This is a genomic window from Streptomyces olivaceoviridis (assembly GCF_014650115.1).
GTDB classification, from domain to species: domain Bacteria; phylum Actinomycetota; class Actinomycetes; order Streptomycetales; family Streptomycetaceae; genus Streptomyces; species Streptomyces olivaceoviridis.
Genome location: NZ_BMUI01000014.1, coordinates 141,384 through 156,713, shown reverse-complemented (window position 1 = coordinate 156,713; position 15,330 = coordinate 141,384). Strand labels below are relative to the sequence as shown.

Here is a 15,330-nt window from a genome sequence, read left to right as displayed (position 1 = left end):
GGTGTACCTGCTGCCATTCTTCAGCTACCGGCAGGTCGGCGACACCGTCGTCCTCACCAACCACATCAGCAAGAAGCAGGCCGTCGACACGTGGGCGACCGTGGAGGCACTGGAGGCGATCTACGACTCGCCGTCCGCCTCGATCGGCGTCCCCGAGGTCGCCGAGGAGCTGGACCTGGTCTTCGCGGACCGCGACGCGGCCAACCGGTGGCTCGACAGCGGTCCGTCCCGGCAGGCGGGCCGGCTGCCCAAGATCGAGCAGATCGAGCTGACCAACCGCTGCCCGTACACCTGCAAGATGTGCCCGCGCACCTTCGAGATGGACCGCGGCCTCGGCGACATGTCGCTGGAGCTGTTCGACTCGATCATGCGCCAGGTCAGCGGTGACACGAAGTTCTGCGCACTGCACCACTTCGGGGAGTCCCTGCTGCACAGGGGCATCGGCGAGGCCATCGCCATCGCGCTGAGCCACGGCGTGCACACCGGCCTGTCGTGCAACCCGCCGAGTCTGCTGCCCAAGCGGGCCGAGGCGGTCCTCAAGGCGGGCCTCGCGAACATGGTGCTGTCGCTGGACTCCCTGGACCCGGACGTCTACAAGTCCATCCGCGGCAGGGCGGCCCGGTTCGACATCGCCGACCGCAATCTGCGCGAGCTGGTGCGGTTGCGCGACGAGGGCGGATACGACACCAACCTCACCCTGCAGATGATCAACATGCACGCCAACAACGAGGAGGCCGAGCAGTTCCTCGCCTACTGCGAGGAGCTGGGTGTCGACCGCGGTGTGGTCATCCGGCTTGAGCGCTGGGACTTCGGCGACGAGCTCGTGGCCGAGCTGGGCGAGCACACGTCGGCCGGCTACACCGAACCGTGCACCCGGCCGTGGAACTCCGTGGCCATCCTGTGGGACGGGCGCGTCGTCCCGTGCTGCCACGACTACAACGGCGAGAAGGTGCTCGGCAATCTCCAGCACGAGACGCTGGAGGAGATCTGGGCGAAGCCGGAGGCGCTCGAGTTCCGCTCCCGCAACACCGAGATGGCCATCTGCGCCAAGTGCGCGTTCGGCCAGTCGTTCCGGGAGGCCAGGCGGCAGAAGGAGGGCTTCCACCGGTTCCACAAGGAGGTCACCGAGCCGGGTGGCGCGCAGTGGGAGTGGTTCAATCCCCGCCTGCTCGACTCGGGCAAGACCAGGGCCTGGTACGACGGCTTCGACGTGCTGCCGGCGGTGCCCCATGAGACGGGAGCGTGAACGTGGACGAGACGCGATCGACGGCGCACGGCGCGCAGGTGAGGTTCGAGTCGGCCGATCTGGCCGCCCGCGCCGTGCTGCTGCGGGGATGGGCGTACGCCGACGGCGAGCTGGACGTCGTCGGCCCCGTGCTGGGCGCGGGTCGCGAGCCCGGTGAGCAGGCAGCCGCACGGGACACGTGGCAGTCCGTGGAGAAGCCGGACCCGGCACACGCCCTGGGACCGGTCCGTTCGGTGGTCGTGCTGACCACGACCAGCGATGCCACCGTGTCCATCGCCCACGGCGGCCAGGCCTGGTGGCCCGCCGCGGACGGGGAGCCGTACGCGTGGACCGTGCGGCTGGGTGCGGGTGCGCAGGTCGTGGTCGACGGGCGCTCCGCCTACCGGGTCGACGAGGGCAAGGCCACTGCACTGCGCTGGACAGCCGCGTGACACGAGGAGTCAGTACATGATCACATTGGGTATCACGGGCAGCTTCTCCGATCTGGCCGGGACCTTCATGCCCGACGTGCCGGAGTACCTGTTCCACGATTCCGCCGCGGCCCTGGTCGTGGACGGGACGGTGGTCGCCGCGGTCGAGGAGGAGCGTCTCAACCGGCTCAAGCACTCCAACCTGTTCCCCGCCTCGGCGGCGAAGGCCTGCCTGGAGCTGGCCGGCGTGCGCGCGGAGGACGTCGACGACGTCGCGTTCTTCTTCGGGGAGGACTACGCCGACCTGGAGGTCGGCCTGGAGTACCTGAAGGTCCCCGATGCGCCCGTGCTGTCCGCGCGGGAGCTGCTGACGACGCGTCTCACCGACGCGCTGGGACGGGAGTTCCAGCAAGGGGACATCCACTTCACCAAGCACCACCGCGCCCACGCGTTCGGTTCCTTCGCCGACTCGGGGTTCGACAGCGCTCTCGCGGTGGTCATCGACGGCAACGGCGAGGCCGAGGCCGTTTCGGTGTTCGAGTGCACCGACGGCGGCCTGAAGCTGCTGCACAGCTATCCCGACCGGCACTCGCTGGGCCATCTGTACCTGGCGCTGCTGCCCTTCCTCGGCTTCCGCCGCTTCGACGAGTACAAGGTCATGGGACTCGCGCCCTACGGTGACCCGTCGGTGTACCGCGACTGTTTCCGCCCGCACTACGAACTGTCGGACGGCGGCGGGTACACCATGGACAGCGGCGCCGTGGTGAAGCATCTGCTGCACGCCGGGTTCAAGCCGCGCAGGCGCGGTGAGCCGATCCGACAGCAGGACTCCGACCTGGCGGCGGCCCTCCAGGCGACGCTGGAGGAGGTGGAGCACCATCTGCTGAGCCACTGGGCGCGGCAGACGGGGGCCACCCGGCTGTGTCTGTCCGGTGGCGTGACCCACAACTCGACGGCCAATGGCCGCGTCCTGCAGTGGGGCCTGTTCGACGAGGTCTTCGTCCACCCGGCCTCGCACGACGCGGGCGCGTCGGCGGGTGCGGCGCAGCACTGGCAGGCGGAGGTCACCGGCGGTCGCCGGGGCAAGGGGCTCGTCAACGCCTTCCTCGGGCCCGACCTGGGCGACCGGGACGTGGTGCGGGCCGAACTGGCCGGGTGGAGCGCCTTCGTGGACGTGGAGGAGATCGCGCCGGGTGAGGAGGCGCGGTACGCGGCGTCGGCGGTCGCGGCCGGCCAAGTCGTGGGCTGGGCGCACGGACGGTCCGAATTCGGGCCACGGGCCCTCGGCCACCGCAGCATCCTGGCCGATCCCCGCGACGCCGGCAGCCGCGACCGGGTCAACGCGATGATCAAGAAGAGGGAGGGGTTCCGGCCCTTCGCCCCCGCGGTCCTCGCCGAGTCCGCGCACGAGGTGTTCGACCTCACCGCCACCAAGGCGCGCCTGGACTTCATGGGCTGCGTCGTGGACGTCCGCCCCGAATGGCGGGAGAAGCTGCCCGCCGTCACCCACGTGGACGGCAGCGCACGCGTGCAGACCGTGCACCGGGACACCAACCCGGTGATGTGGGAGCTGATCGACGGTTTCCGCGCGGCCACGGACGTGCCGGTGCTGCTGAACACGTCGTTCAACAACTTCGCCGAGCCGATCGTGCAGTCGGTCGGCGATGTGCTGCGGTGCCTGGTGACCACGACGCTCGACCTGGCCGTCGTGCCCGGCCACGCGGTCCGGCGCAAGCCCGGGTTCCGCGCCGTGCTCCACACCGCGGACGTGGTGCTCCACCCGGCGACCCGGCTGCGCGTGGTGGCGACGGCGGACGGCTCGGTCGAACGCATCGTGTCGTTCCGTACCCAGGGGGCGAAGCCCGTCTCCGTGTCGGAGCCGGTGTTCGGCCTCCTCCAGGCAGCCGCGTCGGAACCGACGTCGGCGGCGGCCCGCGGACTGCCCGCCGACGAGGAAACCCTGGACACACTGCTGCTGCTGTGGGAGCACCGGGTCGTGGACTTCCGGGTCCGCTGACGCGGCGCACGAAGAACCATCGGGGGGCGTCCCGGCGGGATCGCCCCCCGATCCGTACCCCGGACCCCCGTCCGGCCCCTGGGAGGGAGACACAGTGACCGACCTGCGTTTCGACAGCGTCCGCCTCGACGTACAGGACATGGACGCGGCCGAGGCGTTCTACCGCGACGCCTTGGGCTTCGAGCGGGTGTTCCGCTACGACCTGCCGGACGGTGTCATCCAGATGATGGCGCCCGGCGGCCGGCTGCCCGGCGTCGAACTCACCATGCTGCGCGATCTCACACCGGTCGCCAGCGCCACCGAGCACGTCGCGTTCCTCGCTGACGACGTGCCCGCATGGGTCGAGCGGGTCCGCCGGCTCGGCTACAAGGTGGTGCGTGAGCCGTTCTCCATCGAAGGGGAGACGATGGCGTTCGTCGTCGACCCCGACGGCCACCGGATCGAGCTGAAGCACTTCAGCTAGCGTCCCGATGACGGGCTTGGCGGCGCGTCCCGCCGCCAAGCCCCGGAACGTGGCCGTGCCGGAGTCCTCGGGCCGGAGCGGGATGGCCGGTGGACATCGGATCGAGGACACCCGCGGTGAGCAGCCGCGGCGCGACGTGGAAGTCGACGTGGCGCCTGGACCGGCGCGCGGGTCGGCGCGTCCCGCCGCCAAGTCCCGGAACGCGCCGGGCCTCCCGAGGCAGAGGTGTCTCCCAGCAGGCGCTCGCGGTAGCCGGTCCGGCCGGCCGGGCACCGGCTGTGGGCGCCGCGGGGAACGCCGGTCCGCCCGCCCCCGGAAGTCGATGCGGTCCGTGCCGCAGACCCCCGCGGCGGCCAGGGTTCTGTCCGACGACCTCGCCCGCGGAGGTCAGGGCGCGCGCGATGCCCTCGAAGCGCTCAGATACCGGCCAAGCCCGCCTTCCGGAGCGCCTCGCGGGTGTCCACCGCGTCGGTGAAACGGACACCGGTGCCACCCAGCGCCGCCACCGCGTCGGTGTTGACTTGTTTGTCGTCCACCAGCAGCACGTTCCGCAGTGGCGTGTTCGTGGCGTCCGCCAGCAGTTCGAAGAACCGGGGCGACGGCTTGCGCACGCCCAGCCGGCACGAGGCGAACACGTCCACGTCCAGGCCGTGCAGGTGGTCCCGTACCACCTCGTCGATCCAGTCCGCGTAGTTCGACCCGATCACGACCGTGTGGGCGGCGGTGCAGTCGGACACCAGGTCGCGCATGCCGTCGATCCAGGCGTAGCCCGCGCGGCGCACCCGGTGGAACTCCTCGACGTCCCAGTCCAGGCCGCTGTCGACGAGACTGCGCCAGTAGTCGGCCTCGGTGATCTCGCCCCGTTCCAGCCGGTGGTACACACCGTCCGGACGCACCGCCTCGAACTCGGCGAACGTCAACCCGCACGCGGCCTCGTGAGCGCGCCGGAACGGATCGGTCAACAAGGTGTCCATCAGGTCGAAGACGATGAGCACGGTTCTCCTCACGGGGGCACAGCGGGATGACCTTGATCGCGCGGAGCAGGTCGCGGCCGGGCTCCAAGGCCGAGCTGGTCCCGCCCGGCGCAGCGCCGCCCGGACCGCACATCGGCCGGAGGGCGGTGTCGTCCGCGGTGGCCGGGACGGCACCGCCCTCCGGTCATCCGATGGCGGTGCGCAGCAGCACCTCGCGCACTTTCGCGGTCTTCGCCGCGGCCTCCTGCGGGGTGTCGAGCACGGTGACCTCGCCCAGCGTGCCCAGATAGCCGTCCACCACGCCCACGCTGAGTGCGACCGACCGGGACAGCAGGTCGTCGGTGCGCGGCAGGTCGCCGGGGGCGGCGTTCCGTATCCGTCGCTCGCCGTTCGCGTCGGTCCGGGCGAACTCGGCGTGCAGCTGGCCCGCGCGGGCGTAGTTGTGCTTGGTCGAGGCGTCCAGGGTGGACCCGCCCAGTTCGCGCGCGAACGCCGCCGCTCGTACCGGATCCTCGAAGATCAGGACGTGCGCCGTGCCGCACCAGCCCTCGTCGTGGATGACGCGGTGGCCGACGCCCGGCACACCGTCCAGTCCCTCGCGCACCACGGCCGCCAGGCGGCGGCAGTGCTCCAGTGCGCGGTCGAGCTTGCGCACCTGTGCCAGGCCCAGGGCGGCGGCCAGCTCGTGCATCCGCAGGTTGATCCCCATCCGCGGGCCCTCCTCGACCAGGCCCGCCCGGTCCGGCGCGAACCCGTGGTCGTGGAAAGCGAACGCCTGCCGGTACACCTCGGACGACTCGGTGACCAGCAGGCCACCGTCGCCCGTGGTCATCGTCTTGCCGGTGTTGAACGAGAAGGCCCCCGCCACGCCGATGGTGCCCAGCCGCCGGCCGCGGTACGAACCGCCGCACGCCTGAGCGCAGTCCTCCAGCAGGGGTATGCCGTCCGCGACCGCGAGCAGCCGGTCCAGGTCGGCGGGTGCGCCGATCATGTGCACCGGCATGATCGCCTTGGTGCGTGGGGTGAGCTTCGCCGCGACGTCGTCCGGAGCCAGCGTCAGGCTTTCGTCGATCTCGGCCAGCACCGGCCGGGCGCCGGTGAAGAGCACCGCCGCGATGGAGGCGATGAAGGTGTAGCCGGGCACGATCACCTCGTCCCCCGGGCCGACGCCGAGACCGGTCAGCCCGGCCACGAGCGCCGATGTGCAGCTGTTCACGGCCAGGGCGTGCGGGCTGCCGAGCAGTGCGGCCATCTCCCGCTCGAACCGCATCGTCTTGGACACGGACGACTCGTCGCCGAAGCGATAGCGGGAGAGGTGGCCTTCTCGCAGCGCCTCGATGACCTCCTGCTCCTCGGCATCGTCGATCAGGTACCAGCCTGGACCGGGCACCGTGGCCCTCCGATCTGTCGGGGTTCTCTCAACGTGACGGCTGATGGGGTACGGCAGCGTGGCCGTGTCGCGGCGTGGCCGGCCGGCTCATACCCGGCTCCCGCTGTCGTGGATGACGTCCTTCAGGCGGCCGAGCCTGCGCGCCTGGTCCAGCTGCCATGGGTACGGGCCGTGCCTGGCCGGATGCGGGTGTGAGACTGCGGTGCGTCGAGTCACCGGCCGGCGAAATCGTTGAGCTCCACGAGATGCCCGTCGGGATCGCGGACGAAGGCGACGGTCTCGTCACCGATCTGCCACGGCTCCCTCACCACCTCGTAGCCGAGAGCGCGGACGTGTTCCAGCAGGCCGTGGACGTCGTCGACGGCGAACGCCAGATGTTCCGTCGCACTCGGGCGGGGCTCCAGCCCGGACTCGAACCACAGCTCGACTCCGGGTGGTGCTCCGCCGGGACCCATCTGCAAGATGACGCCGTTCTCGGTCTCGTACCGGACGATCCGCCGCAGTCCCAGTGCCTCCGAGTAGAACCGTTCGGCCCTCTCGATGTCATGGACATCGACCCGGAGGTGGTCGAGACGCACTCCTACCACGGGATTCCCTTCTCGGATGGCTGCGTTGCGGAACATGACGGCCGGTCACGCCGGCCGTGTTCGGCCCGGGTCGACGACGCTTCCCTGGACACAGCCCCAGTACTCAGTGTGATGTCGTTCGCTCTTCTTGCCGGCCGGTCCCGGTGAGTCGGCCGAGCAGTTCCCGTCGGTCGATCTTGCCGTTCGGATTGAGCGGGATGCGTTCGACCAGCCGGAACTCGTCGGGAGACTGGGGCCCCAGCTGGCGCCGGAGGTGTTGGCGCAGCTCCGCCAGCGGCAGCTCACCGTCGGTTTCCAGTGCGAGGACCACGGTTCCGCCCGCGTCCGGGGCCAACTGGAAACAGCAGGCCAGGCGGACCGAGGGCTGGGCGATCGCGGCCTGTTCGATCGCCGCCAGATCGACGAAGACTCCTCGCCGTTTGACCTGTGAGTCCGTCCGGCCCTTGATGACGAGGTTTCCGCTCTCGTCGAGCTCACCGATGTCCTGGCTGGTGAAGGTGGTCAGGCCGGCGGTGCGGCGCAGTGCGGCGTGGTCGGCCTCCGTCGCCGTGCCGTCGAGATAGCCCAGGGAGCCGTACGGTGTCTCGATGGCCACTTGGAACGACGCGCCACCGCCGGGCTCGTCCGCGCTGCGCAGGGGCAGTTGCCGCAACCGGGTCTGGGGCAGCGGTCGTCCGGCCGGTTGCGGACCGGGCGTCGGATTCGGGGGCACGGCGTACCAGAACTTCGCCAGGGTCGTCTCCGAGGGACCGTAAAGGTTGATCACCCTCGCGTCCGGTGCCACTGCCCGCCACACCTCGACGTGGTGGGAGTGCAGGGGTTCGCCGGCGAACAGCGTCCACCGAAGCCGGTCCGCCCGCCGGTGCTGGGCCGCTGCCGCCCACCGGGCCGCGAGACTGGGCACCACGTGCACCACGTCGACGTCATGGTCGGCCAGCCACGGCACCACGGCGGACGGGTCCACCCGTGTCACCGCCGGGGCGACGACCAGCTCACCGCCACCGCACAGTGCCAGTCCCAGTTCGCGGAAGATGACCTCGAACGTCGGTGGACTGATCATCGCCACCCGCTGGCCCGGTTCCAGGCCAAGCAGCTGACGCTCCCACTCCAGGAAGTGCAGCACGCCCGCCTCCTGGGAGACGATGCCCTTGGGCGGTCCCTGGGTGCCGGAGGTGAAGCCGACGTAGCCCGCGGCCTCCGGCAGGGTCCGCGGGTCGAACTCGGTGGGCAGGTACTCGGGCGTGTCCTGAACGCGCATCGTGAGCGCCGGCCGGGCGGCGCGCAGCACCTGGTCGCGCCGTTCCGCCGGCTGGTGGGGGTCCATCATCAGCGGAACCAGGCCGGCGGCCCGGGCGGCCAGGTAGGCGGGAGCCAGGTAGGCGGGGTCGGCCACGCCCAGTGCCACCACGGTGCCTGGCCGGCCGCCGTGGCGACGGAGATCGTCGCTCCAGACCATCAACCGGTCGTCGAGCTCACCGTAGGTCATCGAGGTCTTCGCACCGGAGACCGCGCGGGCCTGCCGCCGCTCCGCCGCGACCTCGCGGACCCGCCGCACGAGAGCGGATTCGACGCTCGGGCGCGGATGGGCGTTCCGGTAGCGTTCCGAAGCTGTCTGGCTCATGGTCATCCTTCTCGGCGGGAGGCGGTGGAGTACGGGCTCGCTGCGGCGGAACGGTCCGCGACGTAGGAGAGCGCGGCCAGGAGCTGGGCCGAGGACATCGGCGAGTCGTGGTCGGGCTGGGGGCGAACCGGCATGGCCCCGGCCCGCGACCAGGCGAGCCTCCCCCGCGCGTCGATGAACGACCGGGAGTTCCCGGCGTTGTCCGGGTGCAGGCAGTACGGCACGTCGAGCAGTCCTCCCCGCATCGCCTCGACGAGCGCGCGGCCGACGTCGTCCGACAGCTCAAGGACCGCTTCGATCAGGGCACATGCTTCGTGCAGCACCTCGTTGTCGCTGCCGTCGTCGCCGTCGTCACCGTCGCTGTGGTCGCCGCCGCCCATCGGTCCCGGCCCGTCGGCGAACCGGCCCGCCTCGTCGAACCAGTCGGCCGCGGCGCGCAGCGCCTGGGTGTTGTCCGCGATGGTGGGGATACGGTGTGCCTCGGCGGCCGTCTTCACGATGAGCCGCTCGACACCGCCCTGCGCCGCCAGTCGGACGGACTGTTCGGCCAGCCGCATCGCCCCTGACCGCGTGGCCGGGAAGAGTCCCATGTAGGTGTAGAGCACGACGTGCCAGTCCACGTCGGACAGGTGTCTCCTGGCGAGTGTCCGCAATGCCGCCAGCGCCTGGAGGTCCTGTTGGTGGTTGGTCTGCTGCGCATAGCTCAACGACACGCTGCGCAGTCCGTGCCGGCGGAAGAACAGGGCTTCCAGCACGCTGACGGCGACCAGCAGGGACGGCGGGCACAACTGGCCCAGCAGGCATCCGCCGAACGTTTCCAGGTGGGGCTCGGCACCGGGCCGGCGCAGTGCGGCGAGCTCCTCGCAGCAACGGCGCCAGTTGTCGACGGCACGCCGCACGGGAAGCCGGCCGTACGGAAGGCAGTAGGACAGGGGGCCGCCCTCCGTCGCGTAGAGGCCGACTCGTGACATCGCTCGGACGATGTCGAGCGGGTCGGGACTGCCGTGTCTGACCTGGATCTGGAAATCCGGGCCGGCCAGTCCCAGCGTGACGCCCAGGGTCACGTCGGGATGGAGACTGACGATCGGATAGCCGTTCAGCCGCTCGCCGTTCGCCAGTGCGGCCTCGATCGCCCGGTAGTCGCCGACCCTGGTGTAACTGTCCAGGGTGATCGTCCCGGCCGTCGCGGCAGGCAGTCGGGCGACCGCCGCCAGCCCCTCTCGCATGAGGGCGGGATCGCCGAAACCCATCCGGGGCTGGACGACCAGTCGCCCCTGGGCATGAGCACGCCTGACGAACGCACCGAAGTCACCTCCGAACGGTGGCATATCGTTCGGTGTGCTCATCGGGAATCCTTCCTGTTGCCGTGCTGACGGCCCTGTGAACGCCGGCGGCGAAGGCCAGGAACGGAGAGAGGTCGGTGGCGTCTTCGAAGACCGCGGCGAAGCCGGCGGAGAGGAGGAGCCGTTCCCGCTCGACCGCACCGGCCGTCCCGTCGGTTCCGAGCTTCCCGCCGATGACCACCGGGGTCCCGGCGAGGGCGGCATCGGCGCGAATCCGCTGGATGAGGCGCGTTCCGTCACTGGCACCGTGGCCGTTCACCGAGCTGATCACGATCAGGTCCGGTCGGTACCGCCGGCCGTTCTCGATCAGCAACTCGTCCGGCACACAGGGACCGAGGTTGTGGACGTCGTAGCCGGCCTCGGCGAGCACCAGTTCCAGGTAGACGAGGTTCCACGTATGGGAGTCGGAGGACACCGAACTGAGCAGTGCGGTGGGATTCCGTCGCGGGTAGCTGTTGTCAGTGATCATTTTGACGTCTGCCCATCGGGTAGTCGCACAGGGTGAGCGGGCTCGTCGGCCGGCTCGGGGAAGTCCGCCGGACTCGTCGGGGAGCCGACAGAGCCGGGCCTCATACGTCGGTGCCGCGCCGTGCTCGGCGCACACCTCGCGCGGTTCCATGGCACCGCGGCCGTTGCCAGTACTGCCGCGACGTCAACTCGGCGGTCTCCGCGGCACGGTCACGGCTTGCCGGCCCGGAACTCGTCGAACAGCTCCCTGGCATCCCGGCGTATCCGGTTCTGGTCGAGGCGCTCCAGTGTGGGCAGTACCGACCGCAGTTTCGTCAGGTCGGCCCCGGTCCAGTACTGGTACCGGTCGGACAGCGGATTGGCCACCAGCTGGACAGCGAGCGGTGCCCGGACGAACGAGGCGGACCATTCCAGCAGGGTCGCGAAGCTGACCGGTGCGCCGGATCCGAGGTTGTACACCCCGGAGGGGACCGGGGTGTCGATCAACGCGAGGCAGGTACGCGCCACCACCTCGACCGGAACGTAGTCGCGACTGGCGGTGAGGGAGTCGGCGAACAGCCTGATGGGCACGTCGGCGGCGGCCTGGCGCAGCAGTTGGGAGAGGATGGAGGCCATCGCGCCCTTCTGCTCCTCGCCGCTGCCGAAGACGTTCGTGTACCGCAGCCCGACCCAGTTCAGGTGCTCCGGCGCCTGTGCCATCTCCTGGTCGAGCCGGAGCTTGGACTCGGCGTAGGGGTTGAGCGGACCGGAACACCGGTCGGCGCCGGCGTCCTCGGCGATCAGTGTCCCTGGGGGGAAGGTGCCGTAGACGCTGTGCGAGGAGGCGTAGACGAACCGCGCGCCGGATGACGCGCAGGCCGCGGCCAGCGCGACGGGAGCGTCGACGTTGACCCGTCGCAGCAGGTCCCGGTCCTGTTCGACGGTGCTGCTGATGCCGGCCTGGTTGACGACCGCGGCGAACCGGCCGGAGCGGATCTCCTCCAGTACTCGCCGGTCAGCCAGGTCGGTGCGCAGCACCCGGGCGCACAGCGCCACCTCTTCCGGCGCCGGTCTGATGTCCAGCGCGGTCACCTGCCATCCCGCCTGGGCAAAGGCGATCGCGCAGTGCCGGCCGATAAATCCTGACGTTCCAGTGATCAGAATCTCGTCAGGCATTCGCAACGCCTCCATCCGATTCCGCAAGATTTGGCGAGCCAACCATAACACGATATCTACGCGGGAAAATGGCCTCAGATTGGCGCTTATATGCAATCCCCGGCTTGACTTTGAAAGGTATCGTCTCCCCGCCGGCTCTCTGTTCTCCGCAGCTGATTTCGGCGTGTGCGAGCACCCGCTGACCTGCGGCAACCACACTTCTCCACAGTCCCGTCGCGCAGCAGCAAAAGGGAATTGTCCAGGACTTCTCGGTTCTCGATCCGGATGTGGTCGGCGGCGGTGCCGGAGCCCGCGTTTCCGGGCCGTAGAAATCGCCGAGTCAGCGGGCGGAATTCTGCTGACGTAGGTGTGAGATCTGGGTGCGGAGCCAGTCCGCGGCCTGGGCGAAGGCGGCCGTGCGGTGCTCCCGCCGGGCATGCGGTTCAAGGGTCAGCGGACCGGAGTAGCCGTTGGCGGCCAGGCCGGCGAGCAGGCCGGGCCAGTTGACCGCCCCGGTGCCCAGCGCGGTGGTCTCGTAGGCCCGGTCGTAGTCGTGGTAGCGGACCCACGGTCCGTCCGGCTCGGGCCGGGTGGTGTCGGCGTACCGGATGTCCTTGACGTGCAGGTACTCCACGTCCTCGGCCAGAACGTCGAACGCGTACGGAAAGGGCTCGACGCCCGCGCAGTAGAAGTTCGCCGCGTCGAAGTTGAGCCGCAGTCGCGGGCTGCCGATCTGGCGCACCGCGGCGCGCAGGGCGTCCGGGCGCCGGGTGAGGTCGCCCCGGTAGCGGTCGCGCCCGAACGCGTCGAACTCGTTCTCCAGCACCAGGGTCACCCCGAGGGATTCCGCCCGCCGCAGCACGGGTTCCAGGTTGCGGGCGAGGACCTCCGCTGTGCGCCGGTCGTCACGGTAACCCGGTGCGCCGAAGTACGTGTTGACGACAGGCGCGCCGACCCGGTCGGCCAGCTCCAGCGCGTCGATCAGCCGTGCCCGGTTGCCCGGGACGTCCTCGGTCTCCGCGTTCTCCACACCGACCGAGACCGCGACGACCCGTCCGGACCAAGCCGCCAGGCGGGCCTCCGCGTCGCCACCGCTTTCGGTCCGGAGGTTTTCCGGGCTCCAGAGCTCGATCGCCGTTACCCCGACCTCGTCGGCGGTGCGCAACAGCGTGTCGAGCGGTTCGTCCCGGAACTCGGTCCCGCTGATCGCGATCTGCGGATCGAACGTCATGGCGTCGGTCACAGCTGAACCCCCACTTTGCCCACTTCCCCCGCCACCGCTTCCTCTATTTCCGGCGGCGGACCGAACGCGGCACTCCGGGCGAGCACGCGCGCCAGTTCATCGGTCTGCTCCTCGGTCAGGAAGGTCGGCCACGTGGTGAGTTCGAACACGAGGCGGTCCCCGCGGTCGAGGATGCGCAGGTCGAGTGGGGCGCTGGACTCCTTGGCCATGGGGATCGACCGCAACCGCGCCTTGCCGGAGGGGAAGTCCAACTCCATCTGGTACAGGTTCACGCTGAAGTAGATCCACGGCGTCCAACCGGCGTCGAACCACGCGCTGCGACCGCCCAGCACCAGCGAGGGCGGGGTCATCTGCCAGCCCAGTCCGCTGAGCAAGCGCTCTTGGAAGCTCGCAGCCGCCTGCTCGGGCGTCTCGCGCTCCGCGACGTCCACGGACAGCCACAGTTCACGCACCGGTGAAGCGACCAGCTCCGAGGTGCCGAGCAGGTCCCGGTTGAGCGACTGCACGATGAGCGGCACCTGGCTGACGCCCATGACCGTTCGAACCGCGTGCAGCAGGTGACCGGCGAACAGCGCGAACGGGGTCACTCCCTCGGCCGCCGCTCGCTCCAGCAGCCGACGGCGGGACTCCGCGCCGACCTCGAACCCGCGGTGGGTCCACCGGTCCGGCGCGGCGCCCAGCCCTGCGGCCGTTTCCGTCGCCGGCCAATGCGGTTCGAGCATCTCGGACCAGAACTCGGCGGCGCTCTTACCGTCATCGGCCAGGACCTGACGTTCTATCGAGCACCATTGGGAGAGGGTCAGGCCGGCGGGGTCCGCCAGGGGCAGGCCCGCACAGAGCCGGCCGATCTCCAACAGGAGCATACGCAAGGACAACAGGTCGCTCATGCTGTGGTCGATGACCATGCAGAGCAGGTCGACATCCGCACGTCGGATCAGGGTGACCGCCGCGAGGGGGGCCTTGGTGCGGTCGAAGAGTCGCTCCCTGAGGCGCAACACCATGCGGTCGAGCTCTCGGTCATCGGCGTCAGGGGCGTCCACCACCTCCAGCGGAATGGAGGCCGCCGGGTCGAGCCGAGCGAGTATCACGTCCCCGCTCCGGTGCAGCGACACGCGCAGCGCCTCATGCCGCTGGACCAGCGTGTCCAGGGCTGAACGGAGTACGTCGGCGTCCATCGTCCCTGCCGTCAGCTCCACGGCAGCCCATGTCGGGACGGGCGTCCGCTCCCAGTCCGGGCCCATGCGGCGGGCCAGGTGGTTGGTCATCATCGGCGCCAGGAAGTACTCGCCCAGCGCCGCGGGGCGAGGCGGCGGGGGCGCCTCGACACGCTTCAGATCGTCCAGGAAGACGACCAGATCACCTACGTTCGAGTGTTCGAAGACCGCGGCCAGCGGGATGTCGAAGCCCAGTCGCTCTTGTAGCCGGGCCACCATCGAGGCGACCGCCATGGAGTCGAGGCCGATCGCGAAGAAGTCGGTCCGGTCGTCGATCCGTGCCAGGTCGACCTGGTGCGTCGACTCGATCAACGCCGCGCGAACCGCGGCTCTGATCGTCTCGTGGGTCACGGAAGTGTCGGTTGGTCGGAGGTCCATCGCAGTCAGGTTCCCTTCCGCAGTTGTCGTTCTCGGTGCACCGGCCGGCGTCGACGGCCAGGTGGTGCGTTCCGCGGGTCAGACCGCGAAGTCGTTGCCGGTACGCCGCGCCCGCATCGCCTGCACCCTGAAGGCCACCGCGGCCAAGACGGCCCAGCCCACGCCGACCACCGCCTCGCGGACGACATCCGGGAAGTACGGGGTGCCGGCAGCGAGCGCGCGAACGGCGGCGACGCCGTGCGTCATCGGCAGCACCGCGCCGATGGTGTCCAGGACCGGCAGCTGCACCACCGCGGTGACGAAACTGCCGGCCGCCAGCATCAGCCAGCTCAGCGCGTTGCCGAGCAGCACGTTGGTATCCAGTCGGGCGGACAGCGAGGCCACGGCCAGGCCTGCCGCGGCGCTGGAGAGAATCATCAGCAGGAAGATCGGGAAGGCCCGCAGAAGCCACACCGTCGACGCGCCCAGACCCGTCAACGGGCCGACGATCACCACGCACAGCAAGTAGACCACTACCGCGTCCACGACCCACGGGACACTCCGGGCGGCGTTCAAGCACGTGATCGACACATTGGCCATCCGTACCCGGGAGGTCGTGCCCCAGCGCTGGTCGAGCGTGGACACGTCGGACAGCCCGATGATCGTGGACAGAGTGATGCTCAACGCAACCGCTCCGGGAAACGCGTACGCCGCGCCGTTTCCCCTCACCTGGCCGATGAGCACCCAGAACAGGCACTGGAGCACGGCGCGCGGCCACGTCGTGACGAGGGAGAGCCGCCAGGGATAGGCCACGAGGTGCTCGGCGTAGGAGAGTCGGGCCACCGTCACGTAATTCACCACAG

The 15,330-nt window shown here is 70.0% G+C and carries 14 protein-coding genes; 4 read left to right on the top strand and 10 right to left on the bottom strand.

Annotation, left to right across the window (positions count from 1 at the left end):
* The first annotated feature begins 1 nt into the window (after position 1).
* The 4 genes from IE273_RS25395 (at position 2) to IE273_RS25380 (ending at position 4,136) form a co-directional block, all read left to right on the top strand.
* Positions 2 to 1,246, top strand: coding sequence for a radical SAM/SPASM domain-containing protein (locus IE273_RS25395; protein WP_189817481.1), 1,245 nt, complete (start codon positions 2 to 4; stop codon positions 1,244 to 1,246).
* Between the two features lie 2 nt (positions 1,247 to 1,248).
* Positions 1,249 to 1,677: a hypothetical protein gene (locus IE273_RS25390; RefSeq protein WP_189817480.1), complete on the top strand. Its 429-nt coding sequence runs from the start codon at positions 1,249 to 1,251 to the stop codon at positions 1,675 to 1,677.
* A 16-nt stretch (positions 1,678 to 1,693) separates the two neighbouring features.
* A complete protein-coding gene (locus IE273_RS25385; RefSeq protein WP_189817479.1) occupies positions 1,694 to 3,673 on the top strand; it encodes a carbamoyltransferase family protein in 1,980 nt (659 codons plus the stop codon).
* 94 nt (positions 3,674 to 3,767) lie between these two features.
* Positions 3,768 to 4,136, top strand: coding sequence for a VOC family protein (locus IE273_RS25380; RefSeq protein WP_189817478.1), 369 nt, complete (start codon positions 3,768 to 3,770; stop codon positions 4,134 to 4,136).
* Positions 4,137 to 4,552: 416 nt separating this feature from the next.
* Here IE273_RS25380 and IE273_RS25375 read toward each other — a convergent pair whose 3' ends face one another.
* From IE273_RS25375 to IE273_RS25330, 10 genes are all read right to left on the bottom strand, one after another.
* On the bottom strand, positions 4,553 to 5,131 hold the full coding sequence (locus IE273_RS25375) for an HAD family hydrolase (RefSeq protein ID WP_189817477.1): 579 nt from the start codon (positions 5,129 to 5,131) through the stop codon (positions 4,553 to 4,555).
* 163 nt (positions 5,132 to 5,294) lie between these two features.
* On the bottom strand, positions 5,295 to 6,500 hold the full coding sequence (locus IE273_RS25370; protein ID WP_229887508.1) for a DegT/DnrJ/EryC1/StrS family aminotransferase: 1,206 nt from the start codon (positions 6,498 to 6,500) through the stop codon (positions 5,295 to 5,297).
* A gap of 212 nt (positions 6,501 to 6,712) precedes the next feature.
* Complete coding sequence (locus IE273_RS25365; protein ID WP_189817476.1) at positions 6,713 to 7,087, bottom strand: VOC family protein; 375 nt, start codon at positions 7,085 to 7,087, stop codon at positions 6,713 to 6,715.
* Between the two features lie 103 nt (positions 7,088 to 7,190).
* The gene (locus IE273_RS25360) at positions 7,191 to 8,708 is read right to left on the bottom strand and encodes an AMP-binding protein (protein WP_189817475.1); all 1,518 of its coding nucleotides are present in this window, start codon (positions 8,706 to 8,708) and stop codon (positions 7,191 to 7,193) included.
* Between the two features lie 2 nt (positions 8,709 to 8,710).
* On the bottom strand, positions 8,711 to 10,054 hold the full coding sequence (locus IE273_RS25355) for a methylaspartate mutase (protein WP_229887507.1): 1,344 nt from the start codon (positions 10,052 to 10,054) through the stop codon (positions 8,711 to 8,713).
* On the bottom strand, positions 10,017 to 10,520 hold the full coding sequence (locus tag IE273_RS25350; protein ID WP_189817474.1) for a cobalamin B12-binding domain-containing protein: 504 nt from the start codon (positions 10,518 to 10,520) through the stop codon (positions 10,017 to 10,019). Before IE273_RS25350 ends, IE273_RS25355 begins: the two co-directional genes overlap by 38 nt.
* A gap of 209 nt (positions 10,521 to 10,729) precedes the next feature.
* Complete coding sequence (locus IE273_RS25345; protein ID WP_189817473.1) at positions 10,730 to 11,674, bottom strand: NAD-dependent epimerase/dehydratase family protein; 945 nt, start codon at positions 11,672 to 11,674, stop codon at positions 10,730 to 10,732.
* 319 nt (positions 11,675 to 11,993) lie between these two features.
* A complete protein-coding gene (locus tag IE273_RS25340; protein WP_189817472.1) occupies positions 11,994 to 12,896 on the bottom strand; it encodes a sugar phosphate isomerase/epimerase family protein in 903 nt (300 codons plus the stop codon).
* Positions 12,893 to 14,488 carry a condensation domain-containing protein gene (locus IE273_RS25335; RefSeq protein WP_189817471.1) on the bottom strand — a complete coding sequence of 532 codons (1,596 nt, stop codon included), beginning with the start codon at positions 14,486 to 14,488 and terminating at the stop codon, positions 12,893 to 12,895. The genes IE273_RS25340 and IE273_RS25335 overlap by 4 nt, the downstream gene beginning before the upstream one ends.
* Positions 14,489 to 14,566: 78 nt before the next feature.
* Positions 14,567 to 15,328, bottom strand: a complete 762-nt coding sequence (locus IE273_RS25330; RefSeq protein WP_189817470.1) for an ABC transporter permease — start codon at positions 15,326 to 15,328, stop codon at positions 14,567 to 14,569.
* Positions 15,329 to 15,330: the final 2 nt, after the last annotated feature.